This window comes from Photobacterium lucens (assembly GCF_009873615.1).
Lineage (GTDB): Bacteria > Pseudomonadota > Gammaproteobacteria > Enterobacterales > Vibrionaceae > Photobacterium > Photobacterium lucens.
In genome coordinates this window covers 70,507-86,452 of the sequence record NZ_SSMG01000001.1, presented here as the reverse complement: position 1 = coordinate 86,452, position 15,946 = coordinate 70,507, and the positions used below count along the sequence as shown (strand labels likewise).

General features: G+C 43.1%; 11 protein-coding genes. 5 read left to right on the top strand and 6 right to left on the bottom strand.

Annotation, left to right across the window (positions count from 1 at the left end; translation table 11 throughout):
* Positions 1-158 precede the first annotated feature (158 nt).
* Positions 159-1,457: an outer membrane channel protein TolC gene (tolC, locus tag E5A76_RS00365; protein ID WP_053987207.1), complete on the top strand. Its 1,299-nt coding sequence runs from the start codon at positions 159-161 to the stop codon at positions 1,455-1,457.
* Between the two features lie 93 nt (positions 1,458-1,550).
* Here tolC and hldE read toward each other — a convergent pair whose 3' ends face one another.
* From hldE to E5A76_RS00350, 3 genes are all read right to left on the bottom strand, one after another.
* Positions 1,551-2,981 carry a bifunctional D-glycero-beta-D-manno-heptose-7-phosphate kinase/D-glycero-beta-D-manno-heptose 1-phosphate adenylyltransferase HldE gene (hldE, locus tag E5A76_RS00360; RefSeq protein ID WP_161117775.1) on the bottom strand — a complete coding sequence of 477 codons (1,431 nt, stop codon included), beginning with the start codon at positions 2,979-2,981 and terminating at the stop codon, positions 1,551-1,553.
* A 78-nt stretch (positions 2,982-3,059) separates the two neighbouring features.
* Complete coding sequence (gene glnE, locus E5A76_RS00355; protein ID WP_161117774.1) at positions 3,060-5,957, bottom strand: bifunctional [glutamate--ammonia ligase]-adenylyl-L-tyrosine phosphorylase/[glutamate--ammonia-ligase] adenylyltransferase; 2,898 nt, start codon at positions 5,955-5,957, stop codon at positions 3,060-3,062.
* 124 nt (positions 5,958-6,081) lie between these two features.
* A complete protein-coding gene (locus E5A76_RS00350; RefSeq protein ID WP_053987210.1) occupies positions 6,082-7,665 on the bottom strand; it encodes a methyl-accepting chemotaxis protein in 1,584 nt (527 codons plus the stop codon).
* 130 nt (positions 7,666-7,795) lie between these two features.
* Here E5A76_RS00350 and E5A76_RS00345 point away from each other — a divergent pair, with 130 nt between their 5' ends.
* Entirely contained in the window at positions 7,796-8,608 is an 813-nt protein-coding gene (locus E5A76_RS00345) for an ion transporter (protein WP_161117780.1), read from the top strand.
* Positions 8,609-8,632: 24 nt separating this feature from the next.
* On the opposite strand, the gene E5A76_RS00340 is transcribed toward E5A76_RS00345, so the two are convergent.
* Positions 8,633-10,147 carry a CYTH and CHAD domain-containing protein gene (locus E5A76_RS00340; RefSeq protein ID WP_053987211.1) on the bottom strand — a complete coding sequence of 505 codons (1,515 nt, stop codon included), beginning with the start codon at positions 10,145-10,147 and terminating at the stop codon, positions 8,633-8,635.
* A 186-nt stretch (positions 10,148-10,333) separates the two neighbouring features.
* Between E5A76_RS00340 and E5A76_RS00335 the strand changes: the two genes are divergently transcribed.
* The 3 genes from E5A76_RS00335 (at position 10,334) to E5A76_RS00325 (ending at position 13,048) form a co-directional block, all read left to right on the top strand.
* Positions 10,334-11,014 carry a TIGR00153 family protein gene (locus E5A76_RS00335; RefSeq protein WP_053987212.1) on the top strand — a complete coding sequence of 227 codons (681 nt, stop codon included), beginning with the start codon at positions 10,334-10,336 and terminating at the stop codon, positions 11,012-11,014.
* A 31-nt stretch (positions 11,015-11,045) separates the two neighbouring features.
* Positions 11,046-12,314, top strand: coding sequence for an inorganic phosphate transporter (locus tag E5A76_RS00330; RefSeq protein WP_053987213.1), 1,269 nt, complete (start codon positions 11,046-11,048; stop codon positions 12,312-12,314).
* Between the two features lie 116 nt (positions 12,315-12,430).
* Positions 12,431-13,048 (top strand): TIGR04211 family SH3 domain-containing protein, encoded by a 618-nt coding sequence (locus E5A76_RS00325; RefSeq protein ID WP_008989794.1) that lies wholly within the window; start codon positions 12,431-12,433, stop codon positions 13,046-13,048.
* 75 nt (positions 13,049-13,123) lie between these two features.
* Here E5A76_RS00325 and E5A76_RS00320 read toward each other — a convergent pair whose 3' ends face one another.
* Both E5A76_RS00320 and E5A76_RS00315 read right to left on the bottom strand, forming a co-directional pair.
* A complete protein-coding gene (locus E5A76_RS00320) occupies positions 13,124-14,065 on the bottom strand; it encodes a general secretion pathway protein GspB (RefSeq protein WP_161117773.1) in 942 nt (313 codons plus the stop codon).
* Positions 14,065-15,735 (bottom strand): ExeA family protein, encoded by a 1,671-nt coding sequence (locus E5A76_RS00315; RefSeq protein WP_187695512.1) that lies wholly within the window; start codon positions 15,733-15,735, stop codon positions 14,065-14,067. The genes E5A76_RS00320 and E5A76_RS00315 overlap by 1 nt, the downstream gene beginning before the upstream one ends.
* Between the last annotated feature and the right edge of the window lie 211 nt (positions 15,736-15,946).

Genomic DNA, 15,946 nt, shown 5'->3' with positions numbered 1-15,946 from the left:
ATTGTATAATTCACAAGCAGCATAAATGAAAAATAAACCGTTTTATTTACGTAAATATTTGCAATGATCAGTTTCAAGCAAGGCTCGTTAAGGTAAACTACACCTTGTACTTTTATATTTAGCTTCCATTTTTGTCAGCAAGACCAGGAAAGGCATCCATGAAAAAATTGCTTCCAATCGTTATTAGCCTTGCATTTGGCTCACTCAGTCAATCAGCGCTAGCCGAGGATCTCGCACAGATTTATCAGCAAGCGAAACAAAATGATCCACAACTGCTTAAAGCTGCGGCAGATAAAGATGCGGCGTTTGAAGCAATTAACTCTTCTCGCAGTGCGCTACTACCACAAATTAATTTAACTGCGGGTTACGATACTTTCCATTTAGATGCAAAAAATAACAGCAAAAATGGTTTCAATGCAGGTATTGGCCTAACTCAATCACTATATAACCGTGCTAGTTGGGTTGGCTTAGATATTTCAGAAAAGCAAGCACGCCAAAGTGATGCTGTTTATGCAGTACAACAACAAGGTTTGATCCTTCGCGTTTCAGAAGCTTACTTTAATGTGCTAAAAGCAAAAGATGACTTAAAATTCGTTGAAGCTGAAAAAGCAGCGGTAGGTCGTCAATTAGAGCAAGTAAAACAACGCTTTGAAGTGGGTCTATCTGCTATTACTGACGTTCATGATGCACAAGCACAATACGATAGCGTATTGGCTAATGTAATCATCAAACAAAATGAAGTAGCGAATAGCTACGAAGCACTACGTGAAATCACAGGTCAAGATTACACATCAATTGACACTTTGAACACCAAGACATTTGCAGCAAGTAAATTACCACAATCTGCAGATTCTTTAGTGAAAACAGCACAAACAGAGAACCTAACCCTATTAGCTTCTCGCATTGGTCAAGATATTGCGCGTGAAAACATTTCACTAGCAGACTCAGGTCACTTACCAACATTATCGTTCACGACTGGCTACAGCTACAACGATACCACTAAAGCACCAGGCATGCCGGATGAAGGCGCACTAACTGCCGGTATTAAGATGGAGCTACCTGTTTACAGTGGCGGTAACACCACATCAAAAGTTAAACAGGCACAATATGGCTATGTTGCAGCCAGTGAATCACTGGAAGGTGAATACCGTACAGTGGTAAAAGATGTACGTAACTACTACAACAACATCAATGCACAAATTGGTGCTATTCACGCTTACCAACAGTCTGTGATTTCTGCAAAATCTGCATTAGAAGCAACAGAAGCCGGTTTCGATGTAGGTACACGTACCATTGTTGACGTATTAGACTCAACTCGTCGTCTATACCAAGCAAATAGCCAATTAGCGAATGCACGTTATGATTACATTCTTGCTCAACTACAGCTAAAACAAGCAGTAGGTACACTAAGTGAGCAAGATATCGTTGATATCAACAAAGGCTTAGTACAAAACTAATACTTTGTTTAACCGACACCAAAAACAAAAAAGCGCCTCTCGGCGCTTTTTTATTATCTGCGGTTTTGCTACTAAGCAATCATGATCAACGTATTAACCACGTCCACCACGGATCGCTTCAATAATTTTAGTGGTTGAGCAACCATCTTCAAAGTTCAGCACCAGTACTTGACCACCAGCAGCAATCACTTCTTTACCACCAGCAATGTCTTCAGGCTTATAATCACCACCTTTAACAAGAATGCTTGGTAGCACTTCACTGATCAAACGTTGTGGGGTTTGCTCGGTAAATGGTACTACCCAATCAACCGCACCAAGACCTGCTAACACAGCCATACGACGATCTTCTGGGTTTACTGGACGACCAGGACCTTTTAACTCTTTCACCGAACTATCAGAGTTCACAGCGACAATTAAACGATCGCCTAATTTCGCCGCTTCAGTTAAATATGCTACATGCCCAGCATGCAAAATATCAAAACAACCGTTCGTCATGACCACTGTTTCACCACGAGCACGTGCCGCTTTTACCGCTTGAATTAACTGAGGCTCAGAAATCACACCATAGCCGCTGTCTTGACTACCATGGATCGCATTGGTTAGCTCAATCGTAGATAGTGTAGATGTACCTAGTTTACCCACTACAACACCAGCTGCTGCATTCGCTAACTTACAACAATCAGATAACGATTTACCTGCAGCTAGAGAAGCGGCGAGCACAGAAATTACCGTATCACCCGCACCTGTTACGTCATACACTTCTTGTGCCTGCGTTGGCATGTGTAGTGGCTCTTGGCCTTTTTGTAATAACGTCATACCGTGCTCAGAGCGAGTCACTAACAGCGCATCAAAATCAAATTTATCAATCAGACCTAGACCTTTCTCAACTAAATCTTCATCTGATGTTACTTTACCCACCACCGCTTCAAATTCAGATAAATTTGGAGTTAATAAGGTGGCACCACGGTAACGTTCAAAATCAGAACCTTTCGGATCGATTAAAACAGGTACGTTAGCTTCACGGGCTAATTGGATCATACTTTGTACATGCTCTAACGCGCCTTTTGCATAATCAGATAAAATCACTGCTTTCACATCTGCCAGTGACTGCTTCATACGCGCTAACATTGGCGCAGGATCAACGTTATGGAAACCTTCTTCAAAGTCTAAACGGATCAACTGCTGACCACGACTCATCACACGTAGCTTAGTAATGGTTGGGTATTCTGGAAGCGACACAAAATCACAAAAAACATTCAGTGATGACAGTTTTTCCGTTAACGCTTTTGCTGGCTCATCAATACCGGTTAAACCTACCAATTTAGCGTGACCACCCAAGGCTGCAATGTTCATTGCAACGTTAGCTGCACCGCCCGGGCGTTCTTCTATCTGATCAACCTTTACAACAGGTACAGGTGCTTCTGGCGAAATACGACCTGTTGGTCCTGTCCAGTAACGATCTAACATGACATCACCAACAATCAACACACCTGCTTGGTTATAATCAGGAAGGGTCAGTTTCATTTTTTTCTCCGGGAATGTGAAAACGCTCAAATACTAGCATAAACCAAAATTAAGATGCATCAGGACTATGTTATTCCGTTAATTATCATCACTATTGGATGAGATTAAGAGCTTTTGCCAAATATCACTGACGTTTTGACGTAAATCAGCAAATTGTGTTTCAGGTACATAAGCATCTAGCCCTAATAGATTCAGCTTATGAATTTCATCTCGCATCTCACAATATGCCTGTTGCAATAGTTTGGCATCTTCCGCTGACAACAACTCACACTGCGCCATGGATGAGAAGATACGAATATTGTCTGACCAACGAGTCACCTCTGGCTTATCCGCAGCATGAGCCAGCACTAAATACTGTGCGATAAACTCAATATCTGTAATTCCGCCTTTGTCTTGTTTTAAACCAAACATCCCTGTTTTTTTCTTGCCTAAGTGCTCGCGCATCTTGACTCGCATCTCAGCAACCGCTGTCGCCAGTTTCTCTGATTGACGAGATGCTGATAACACCTGTAAACGCACCGCTTCAAACGCTTGCTTTAATGGCATATCACCATAAACCATCCGCGCACGTACTAACGCTTGGTGCTCCCATGTCCATGCTTCTTGCTGCTGATAATCAGCAAACGCACTCACAGTGCTGACAAGTAAGCCCGATGCACCAGATGGACGTAATCGCATATCAACCTCATACAACACGCCTGATGCGGTGCGAGTAGAGAACAAGTGAATAATGCGTTGGGCTAAGCGTAAATAAAATTGACGTCCATCGATTTCCTTACGACCATTGGTATAAATGTTATCAGGGCAATCATGCATAAACACCAGATCCAAATCAGAACCATAACCTAACTCCCAACCGCCAACTTTACCGTAACCAACAACGCCAAATCCTTTGCCATCACGATCAACTAAATGACTCGGCTCACCATATTTTTCAGCCATTTGTAACCAAGCTTGATTGACAACCGCAGCAATAATCGCCTCAGCCAAATAAGTTAAGTGATCACTCACTTTCATTATTGGCAATACACCAGCAATATCAGCGGCTGCAATGCGTAATAACTGGATTTGTTTGAACTGACGGATCGCTTCCATCTGCTGCTCCATATCCTCTTCAGGGATACGAGCGAGGTACTCACGTAACTCATCTTTATAACAAGTCAGCTCGGTTGGCTTATACAAATGCTGCGGATCGAGTAATTCATCTAACAGCAATGGATATTGCGCTAATTGATCAGCAACCATAGGGCTTGCTGCGCACAAACGGATCAGCTGTTTTAACGCCGCAGGGTGTTCAACTAATAACTCTAAATACGTAGTACGAGTAGCAATACGAATGATCAATTTGGTTAAACGTGGCAATAACTGCATCGCATCATCACGAGTAACCACTTGCGATAACACTTCCGGCATCAAGCGTGCCATGACTTCACGTCCACGAGGGCCTAACGTACGCTTCGACAATTCCGCCTTAAAACCAATTAAATGCTCGGCTAATTCAACGGATGCTGCTGTATTTAGCTCAGATAAAATAGCCACTGATACTTCATAATTAAGTACCATTGCCCATAATTCATGGTATTGCGCATCTACTTCGACTTGTTCATCTTGCTCATCTGCACCAATGATCAGCTCGAATACTTGATGAATTTCACGCATATGGTGATCAACTGCATCAAGTAATGCAGCCCAATCTTGATACCCCATCGCACAAGCTAAGCGTTCTTGATCAAGCACTTTCTCTGGCAACGTCTGTGTTTGTTTATCATCAATCGCTTGTAGCAAGTTCTCTAAACGACGTAAGAAACAGTAACCTTGCTCCAATGCTGTCACTTCTTGCTGTGGCAATAATTCAAGCTCTCGAATAGCCGTAAGCGTCAGTAGCAGACCTCGTCCACGCAAGCTAGGTTCACGTCCACCACGGATCAACTGGAACGACTGAGCAATAAACTCCACTTCACGAATGCCGCCCGCCCCCAGTTTAATGTTATTACTAAGTCCACGACGTCTAACTTCACTACTGATCATCGCTTTCATTCGACGCAAAGCTTGCACTGCACTAAAGTCGATATAGCGACGGAACACAAAGGGACGCAGCATCTGACGCAATTCTTGGTACTGAGTAAAGCTCTCACGCCCCATCACCCTTGCTTTGATCATCGCATAGCGTTCCCAGTCACGTCCCTGCTCTTGGTAGTAATCTTCCAGTGCAGCATAACTCATCACTAAAGGGCCACTATCACCAAACGGACGTAAACGCATATCAACGCGGTAACAGAAACCATCAAAGGTTTGCTGATCGAGCGCTTTAATCAGTTTCTGACCCAATCGAGTAAAAAATTGTGCATTAGCTAACGATCGGCGCCCGCCTTGGGTTTCACCATTCTCTGGATAGGTAAAAATCAAATCGATATCAGAAGAAAAGTTAAGCTCGCCACCGCCTAGTTTTCCCATGCCAAGCACTAGCATAGGCTGCGCTTCACCTTGCGCATTCGTCGGCGTCCCCCAATCAGCACAACATTGACGATATAGCCAATGGTAAGCTTCCATGATCAAGGCTTCTGCTAACTGCGATAACGCTTCTAAACTCTGCTCTAAAGGCACAGTGTTAGCAAAGTCATGCCAAGCAATTAAACACATTTGACGACGACGAAACTGTCTTAAAACACGCATCAATCCGGCTTCATCTGTGATCTTAGCTAATTGCTCAACTAACAATTGGCGATAGCAAACAGGCTCGCATTCGTGACGATGAGTTAGTATCCAACTAAACCACTCAGGATCCTTGATGAGCGACGCTGAAATAAAGTCACTCAACCCAAGGATTGAACGTAATTCCTCGCGATCTTCACCTTGCCATTGAGCCAATACGTCAGGATGGTGTTCAGCTAGTTTTTCTATAGCAAGATCAGCTGCATCCGTCACAGCAGAAAAAGAAGAAATAGTCGGAAAAAGAGCGGGCGTTTCGACAGTCATGTGCTTTCCTTGAACAAGTAACCTGACAGAATTTGATCTACCTTAGCATAGAAAAACGCCCATCAAATGATGGGCGTAATAATTTTATAAGTTATATAACATTGAGTAACTTAACAGCGGTTTACTACACTTGAAATGCCTTGATTTTATGTTCTAAATCATTGGCATGTTGATGCATGGTATCAGATGTTTCTGCCAGCTCCGTGACCACAACAACCGAGGCTTCCACCAACTCTCGCACATTAGTTAGATTCTGGTTCATTTCATCAGCAACCGCGGTTTGTTGCTCTGCCGCTGATGCAATGTGGAAATTCATATCGTTAATAAGTTGCACTTGCGCCACGATTTTTTCAAGCTCATCGCCAGCACTGGTAACTAAATCAACCCCTTCAGCAGCCTCTTCTACACTTTGCTCCATCAAACCAACCGCTTGTTGCGCACTTTGCTGTAGCTGGCTGATCATATCTTGAATTTCAACCGTTGCGGTTTGTGTTCGCTGTGCCAAATTACGTACTTCATCAGCAACTACAGCAAAACCACGCCCAGCATCGCCCGCACGTGCTGCTTCAATAGCTGCATTTAACGCAAGTAGGTTGGTTTGCTCTGAAATACTTTGGATTGTCACAATCACTGAACCAATCTTCTCTACTCGCTCTTCGACTTGATTCACCGCATCTGCCGATTGACGAATATCATTAGAAAGCTGATCTATTGTACCCATAGTTTTACGTACAAATTCTTGTCCTTGTGTCGCTTGCTCTGAGGTACCAACCGTAGCATCAGAGGCTTGGCGAGCATGCTCTGCGACAGTTTGTACGGTTGATGTCATTTCAGACATGGCAGAAGCTAATTGATCTATTTCAGCAAACTCTTCCTGAGCCGATGATTTGGTTTCCACCATGCTGATAGACATGATATCCGATAAGCTTGATAGCTCACTTGCCGCTGCGCGTTGAGCCAATAATACTTCTTGTAATTGCAGCCGCGTTTTTTCTAACTCACGGGCTAAATCACCGAACTCATCATTACAATCCATAATGATAGGCTCTACTAAATTACGTTGAGCCAGCTTTTGAATACTTTGCTTTAAATAGTCTATTTGACGCAACATCACACGCGACCCGCCAAGTAATAGCACCATAAAGGCAATGATCATCACCCCGGTTTGCCATGCAATTTGCCATAAGTATTGATGATAATAAGCTTTCGCAACATCACTGGATTGTGACCCCACAACAAGCAAACCTAACTGAGGTAAAACTTCAGCATACTCAAAGCGCCCTTTTGACAACGTAATTGGAGAAGACGAGGTTAAATTGTTCAATAACGTTGATAGCGGCTGATTGCTCTCTGTTTCAGCATTTAATTGCGTTAGTTTTGTCGCTTGTGGGTGACCAAATACCTTGCCCGTTTTGGTTTCTAGCACATAAACATAAGCATCTTGTGCGGTTGTCAAAGATGAGGAAGCTAGCGCATCATGGTTTACCCCTGCTTGCAGCATCGCTTTTAATTGGTGGGCATGAGAGATAGCAAGCTCTTTCGCTCTATCTTGTTGAACCTGTAATACTGCAGAATAAAACGTTTGTGCATCCCATAACTGCTTACCAATCAACAAGACAGTACTAAACACCATCAATAAGATAAGTTTGGGTACTAGCCGAATATTGGTTAATCCTTTTTCCCATGGTGTTACTGTCATAATTGCCATGTACTACCTCCGGATTGCACTTCCTCATACCTAGCCAAAATGTGAAAGAGAAAACACAATAAAATGTGAATAAATTTGTTATTGTTTGTTCAATAGCACTATATCGGCAAAGGCAATAAAGACCTTAATGATGAAAGTAATAGATGACGAAAAACATGAGCTACATCCCATGAGCTTGATGGCTGTCGTGCTTTCTATAGCATCACTAGCCTTAGTAACTGCCACGCTTTTTCTAAATAAAAATGAACCGACTTTTCATATATTCTTAGCCATTGATACTTTCATCTGCCTGATCTTTTGGTGCCAATTACTCTTTGATTTATCAAGAAGTTCCTCAAAGTCAGCCTATCTAAAGCAGCATTGGCCAGACTTCATTGCGAGCATTCCAGCCATCGAGCCTTTGCGTTTTATGCGCATACTTCAAGTGCTGCGCGTTTTCCGTTTACTCCGATCGAGTAAGCAGATTTACTTCCAAATGCTCAATAACCGCCGCGAAACAACATTAGCATCCATTTTCTTACTACTGACGGTACTCATTACTATCGGCGCAACCTCTATCTTATTTGTTGAAGGTCAGGTGGAGAATGCCAATATTCACACCGCAGGCGATGCGTTATGGTGGGTCTTTGTTACCATCTCGACGGTTGGCTATGGTGATTATTATCCAGTTACAACACTTGGTCGGATCATCGCGATAGGGATCATTATTTGTGGGGTAGGTTTATTTGGTATGGTGGCCGGCTTGATCTGCTCCGTCATTTCTGATCCTCAACATGAGAAAGCACAGCAAGAAAAAGAACATCGAAAGGAATGGCGTGAAATGCTCGCTAACCAACAAGTGCTACTTGCTCGGCTAGAGCGCCTAGAGACCAAGTTAGATCAGCTATCACAGATAGAAAACAAGAGCCAACAGAGACAAAAAAGCCCAACTAAGCAGTCCTAGTTAGGCTTTTAAAAGCAAGTTTGATTAAGGCCAATATGGCGCTAATTCAATACTCATCTTTCGCGTTTGATCCATTGCATGGATCAGAGATTCATTCTGACGTTGTAGCCATTTTTCAATCTGCAATAAATCTTCACCTTCAAATGAAGTTAGCAGTTGTCGAATAGGCTCAAGTGCCGATAAATCTTCAATACCTTGTAATAAATCAAACCAAGGCATACGGAAAACTTTACGCAATTCAGGTTCATAAAGCTCCGCAAAAGATAAACCGCACATCAGATTACGCTGGAGACGAGATTTCTGATCAATATAATCAGAACGTGTCAATTGACGCTCTGCTGGAAAAACTTCGAGTAGCTCACTCCAAGAGCGAGATAATACGTTATCCGCAAAAGGCTTTACTTCACCTAATAACTTAGCGCGCGCTTTATCATCAAGGAATGGTTGCCAACCTCGACTTAAAATCCAACGACTTAAATCAAGTAATAACCCACAGTAACGAGCAGAGTTCATCAGACGCAACATGTCTTCGCCATCTGGCAATTGCTCATAACGGGCTTCTAGTTGAGTCTGAAGTGCTTTTCGAGCATTAAGCTTACGCAGTACATAAGACTTATCTTCCGTTAGCTCAGCAATACTGTTCGCTTCTTCAAGCCATGACAGTTCACCTTCTAACCACTGTAGCTCTTGACGTAATAACGCACTCGCTCGACGAGGGATAATACCGCCGAAGGTTGCAAAGGTTTGACGAAGCAGACTTAGCGATTGGGAAATTTGTACCAACGCTTGTTGATCTTGGCGCTCAGTATAAATTTGCTCATGGTATAACCAATGCTCTAGCGCGTGTTCTAACGTTTTAATAAACGTTGATTCAACCGTATCTTGCTCTGTCGTTGCAACATTCTCTAATGGCTTAACGGGATCGCCTTGATAATCTGCTGCTAGGCGGTAGCCACGGGCCGCTTTGCTTAGATTACCTAATCGCATACCACCGTTAGCACAAAGTTCACGTGCAAGGGTAAATAAGGCATCGGTTTGACCCGATTTTAATTCTAATTCCACTTCGCAAATCGGTGATGATTTACCATTAGCATGTACTTCACCATGATCGAAGGCCAATTCAATTTGGCTACCATCAGGCATAGCAACCAACCATTGTTGGCGTGTGAAATCGGTAGAGAATAACGGTTTGATCTGTTGCTGAACCGCTGCAACATCAAAATGGTCTGGCCATGCATCAGCAGGATGCAATGACAAAGTAGGTGCATCACCATCAATTTCTACATTATATTCAGGGCGCTGGTGTAAACCGGCAACAACCCTACCTGCAGTTTTTAATGTTTGCACAGAAACATCATCAAAACGACGAACCCGAAGGCCAATATCATTTTGACGCAATATTTGGTCTGGCGTATCGAAGTAAGTATTACCTAATTCTCGACTACTCTGCTGCAGAATTTTCGCTTCCGTTATTTTGCTTAATAACTGGCTTGAAAATTCCGGTGAGACGATAAACTTCAGTTCTATCTCGGTTTCCATAGTTATACCTATAAACAGTGGCAATCCAAGGATATTTGCTTATGCGCTTAAGGGCAAGTCAGAAATATCGATAAAACCTTGATCAAAATTAGTTCCACTATACTCACATATACGTTAACATGCGCGCTTCAATGACCATCGCTCAAGATTTAGCCTTTATTAGGGCGCTCTCTAGGTTGATCGGCTATGCCAGTAAATACAATTATGGGGCTCTTTGCAAAATCCCCAATCAAACCGCTACAACGTCATGTTACTCGCGTAAATGAATGTTGTGACTTGCTTATCCCGTTCTTCGAAGCATGTAATGCTGGAGACTGGGAAAAGGCGGCCGTTTTACGCGAACAGATCTCGCAACTTGAAAAAGATGCGGATGTGCTTAAGCGTGAGATCCGTCTAAAGCTTCCTCGTGGTCTTTTCATGCCAGTAGATCGTACTGACATGCTTGGACTGTTAACCCAGCAGGATAAACTAGCAAACCTCTCTAAAGATATCGCAGGTCGTGTCTTAGGTCGTAAGCTAAAAATCCCTGCAGTCATGTACCCAGACTTTGTTGCTTATGTTCAACGTTGTTTAGACGCGGCTGATCAAGCTCGTCGTGTGATCAACGAATTAGATGAGTTATTAGAGACTGGTTTCAAAGGCAGAGAAGTGACGCTTGTTGCCGAAATGATCAATCAGCTAGATGTTATCGAAGATGATACTGATTCTATGCAGATTGCATTGCGCCAACAACTTATGTCCATCGAAGACCAACACAGCCCGGTGGATGTCATGTTCCTGTACAAGATTCTCGAGTGGGTAGGCGCTATTGCTGATCAAGCACAGCGTGTTGGCTCACGTTTAGAAATTATGCTTTCGCGTTCTTAATAACGAGAATTAACAAAAACAAGGTTTTACAATGGAAATCCTGGCTAACTACGGCACTCTGATTATTGGAGTGGCAGCTATTTTTGGTCTTTTGATGGCGATTGGTATTGGTGCGAACGACGTTGCTAATGCCATGGGTACTTCAGTTGGTTCAAAAGCGTTAACAGTAAAACAAGCGATCATCATTGCGATGATTTTTGAATTTGCAGGCGCTTACCTTGCAGGTGGTGAAGTCACCGATACTATCCGTAAGGGTGTTATCGAAACCTCACTGTATGCAGGCCATCCTGAAACACTCGTTTACGGCATGATGTCAGCACTTCTTGCTGCTGGTACATGGCTACTTCTCGCTTCTTATATGGGCTGGCCAGTATCAACAACTCACTCAATTATCGGTGCTATCATCGGTTTCGCGTGTGTGTCTGTTGGTACCAATGCAGTGGATTGGCACTCAATCCAAGGTATTGTTGGTAGCTGGTTAATTACACCTCTTATCGCAGGTATTTTTGCTTACCTCATCTTTATCAGTGCACAAAAGTTAATTTTTGACACTGATACACCGCTTATAAATGCAAAGCGCTTTGTTCCTATGTACATGTTTATCACTGCGATGGTCATTGCACTGGTAACAATCAAGAAAGGTCTAAAGCACGTAGGTTTGCATCTAACAAATGGTGAGGCATGGGTAGCATCACTTGTAGTATCACTTATCGTGATGATTGCTGGTTACTTCTACATTCAACGTAAATATACTGATGACGGCTCTTCTGTTGATAGCAACGGTTATGCTGGCGTAGAAAGCGTATTTAGCGTATTGATGGTTGTAACAGCGTGTGCAATGGCATTTGCTCATGGTTCAAATGACGTTGCCAATGCGATTGGTCCTCTATCTGCGATTGTTTCTACAATCGAACATTCAGGTCAAATCGCAGCACAAAGTGAAATTGCATGGTGGATCCTTCCACTTGGCGGTATCGGTATTGTTATCGGTCTAGCAACGCTTGGTCATAAAGTAATGGCTACCGTAGGTACAGGTATTACAGAGTTAACACCAAGCCGTGGTTTCGCTGCTCAGTTAGCAACTGCATCAACGGTTGTTTTAGCATCAGGTACAGGCTTACCTATCTCAACCACACAAACACTAGTAGGTGCGGTTTTAGGTGTTGGTTTTGCTCGTGGTATCGCTGCACTAAATCTAGGTGTTGTTCGTAACATCGTTGCATCATGGGTTGTTACCCTGCCAGCAGGTGCGCTACTTGCTGTCATTTTCTTCTACATTATGCAAGCCGTATTTGGTTAAATAGTGGCACAGGTTCAAAAGAGGGAGGCTTAGCCTCCCTCTTTTCTTGCACCTTCCTTCCAAAATTCTTACTATCAACGACCTTAACAAAATTAAGACTCCCCAAGGATCAGATTGTGAAGTACCTCATTAGTCTTTGTTTACTTATTTGTGCTGCTGTTGCGCCAGTAGCAAATGCAGAGCAGGTTCGTTATATCTCAGACAACCTATTCACCTACATGCATTCAGGTCCCGGCACACAGTACCGTATTATCGGTAGCGTTGATGCTGGTACTAAAGTTACCCTACTTAGCTCAAATAAAGCAGCTGGCTTTACTCAAATCACCGATGATCGTGGTCGTAGTGGTTGGGTTGATTCAAAGTTTGTTTCTAATGAAATGGGCCTTAAAGAGCGCGTGCCAGCACTGCAGACCGAATTAACGGAAGTAAAAGCAAAATTAGCAGAAGCGCTAACATCAAGCGATACGCAAAATGCAGGTCTAAAAAACACCTTAGCGCAACGTAACAGTCAAATTAACGATCTAGAAACGCGTAATAACAAACTACAAAGCGAGTTATCATCATCTCAAGATGAAATTCGTGAACTACGCGCTAAAATCGATACCCAAAAAGATGATCTACTAATGAAGTGGTTCACTTACGGTGGTTTAGTGGCTGGTGCAGGTCTTCTATTTGGTCTTGTGCTTCCACACATTATCCCACGTCGTCGCAAGCGTAATAACGGCTGGGCATAATCCTAATAGACTCAGATCTATAACGTTTGATCAAAAAAGGCAGCCGCAGCTGCCTTTTTTATTATCTGCTTGTCGTTACCACTCTGAAAGTGCTGGCATACTGATTTCATAACCATCGTATTTCAAGATCACATCACGAGCTTCAATCCGTGCTAGTTTCACGCCCGGTACAATCTCATCACCTTCATGCAACTCTTTACCATTTACTTTTACCCAACGATTTGCTGGTTTTGAAGAGTAAATATGCTGCTCAAAGTTCATTTTCGGTAATTGGTTTTGAACCGATGTTGGCAATAAACCAATCGGTATCACCTTGCTTTTAGGCTTAGCAGCAACAGGTTTCGCAGCTTCCTCATCAACACTACGATCTAACTCGTTGTCTTGATAGTTTTCACCATCGGTTGCCACAATGGCAGACTTCAACTGCGCAGCAAGCTCCGGTGATAATCCTGATAAATCTAAATTATCAAGCTTGTAAGGATCTTGATAATGCTCCGCTTTCTTAGGTGTAGGCTGACTCACATCAGGTTGTTCATAGCTTGGTTCATTGGCAGAATATGACTGAACAGGCTCTGTCACCTTATATTCTTGATACGCAGGCTCTGCCGAATACAAACTATCCCCCACTGGAAGTGGCTCTGTGACTAAAGAAGGAAAGTCCAAAAACAATACATCTTGATCTGAAGAGGTTACCACCGCTTTTTTCTTAGCCGCAGGTGCTTTTAACATTTGTTGCTCTTGCGTCGATATAACAGGTGCAGCATGCACTTCTCCTGACGCTAATGGCGCTTGTTGTTCATGTAACGACTGCGACTGATGATAGTATTTATAAGCCACAATCGAAGCGGCAGGCAATAACGCAATCACTAACGGTAATAACCACGATGTTGATGTTTTATGTGCTTTAACACTACGCATCGGATGCACCACTTTTGCGGCTCCTTGTGATACTTTAGCATCCATTTGATCGCTATTTTTCGTATCTGATTGCTTTAAGCTATCTAACAATTGAGACATTAACTTTGCTCCGGCTGTAACGTCGGTCCAGGTAAATTCATCGCAGAATCTAATACCATCAGTGTCATTGGTCCTGCAATACCATCTGCCGTTAAATCTTGAGAGCGTTGGAAACGACGCAATTTATCTAATACGGATTGATCAAAATAGCCTTTACGAGGCTTATCCTCACCAAGGAAATCATTCAATTGTTGATCAAGCCATGCCACTCGAGGACCATTTTGACCAAAACGAATAGTGGTTTTATCCCCTAACGGCGGACGCCACAACAGGCTAAATTTGCCATCCCAACGGGCTTCAAACCATTTTGGTGAAACGGAAATACGTTCCTTACCCAATAAAAGCTCGATACGATCATCTGTGATCGCATACACCACTGCATAAAACGGTTTCTTAGCACCATCTTCCAATGTCACCACCACAGGGCGATTAATTAACCCTAATTTGGCAAGTGTCGTTTTACCATCAAAACAAGCGAGGCTAATACGTGAGCTTGTCGCGCAGGTTGCTTGATTTAATGCAGTATCAAAGCCCCATAACCGATATAAGTTTTGCATCGCTATACGCTCTTTTCGGCTACCATCAATGGCTTTTGCTAAGCGAGAAAGCGTGGTTGCTTTGGTATTCATCTCTGGCGTTGATGCTAACGATGCTGGAGCCTCTACAGCTGATAAATCTGCCGCTGCATACAATGACTGATTCGGCTTGATTGGTGTTGCCTGAGGTGCTGCAGGCAACGGCCAATAATGCCATGCCCCTACCGCAAAAGTAGAGCAAACAGCTACAGCAATACTCCATGGTAACCACGATGATGGGTGACGTTGAGAGCTTCCAGAACGCGATGAAGACGACATGGCTGGCACTTGCCAACTTAGAATATCTTCACACGCTTGCACTGCCATCGGCTTACTCACTTGATGGGTGCCTGCTTGGCAAGCTAGCTGCATCGATTTATCACACACAAGGTTAATCAAGCGAGGAATACCTTGAGTTTGTTTCGCGATATATTTAATGCTGCTTGCATCAAATACCGGGTATAAACAATCAACAGCGGTTAAGCGGTAGTGAATATATTCACTGACTTCCGCTTCAGTCAGCGGTAATAAGTGATAGCGTGAAGTAATGCGTTGAGCAAGCTGACGTAAACGCTCTTGTTGTAATAACTGTTGTAACTCAGGCTGACCAATTAACACCACCTTAAGTAGCTTACGGCTATCCGTTTCTAAATTAGTCAACAAGCGTAATTGCTCTAACACATCAGGCATTAAATGCTGAGCTTCATCCACCAATAGTAAGGTCTGACGCCCTTCCGCATGGTTTGCCATCAAGTGACGATAAATAATATCGGTAAGCTGCTTAAAACTCGCATCAGACTCATAACTGAGTCCCAATTCATCACAAATAGCGGCTAGTAAATCGTGAGCTGAAAGCGCAGGATTTAAAATCACGGCTACCTGTGTTTGGTGTGGTAAACGAGAAATCATTGCACGTAATACCGTGGTTTTTCCCGTTCCAACTTCACCGGTTAGCAAGCCGAAACCACCACCATCGGTTAATCCTGACAGCATATGCGTCAATGCTTCTCGATGTCGTTCACTGAGGTAGAGAAAACGCGCACTAGGGACGATCGAAAAAGGCGCTTCAGTGATCCCGAAAAAGTCCTGATACATAGAAAATACTCTGGTGCCTAAATGAGTGGTTAAAATAACGTAAATGCGTATTAGTTCTTAAAGACGCATCAATATAGCAAGATTTATTATCATCGGTATTCTTGCGAATATTGTATACTGCCTTGCTGTAGCACATCGACCAAGGTCACATTGATCGAGGTATTATGGTCAGTTTTAAACAAAAGCGATAGAGATTCATCTCTGTAGAGTG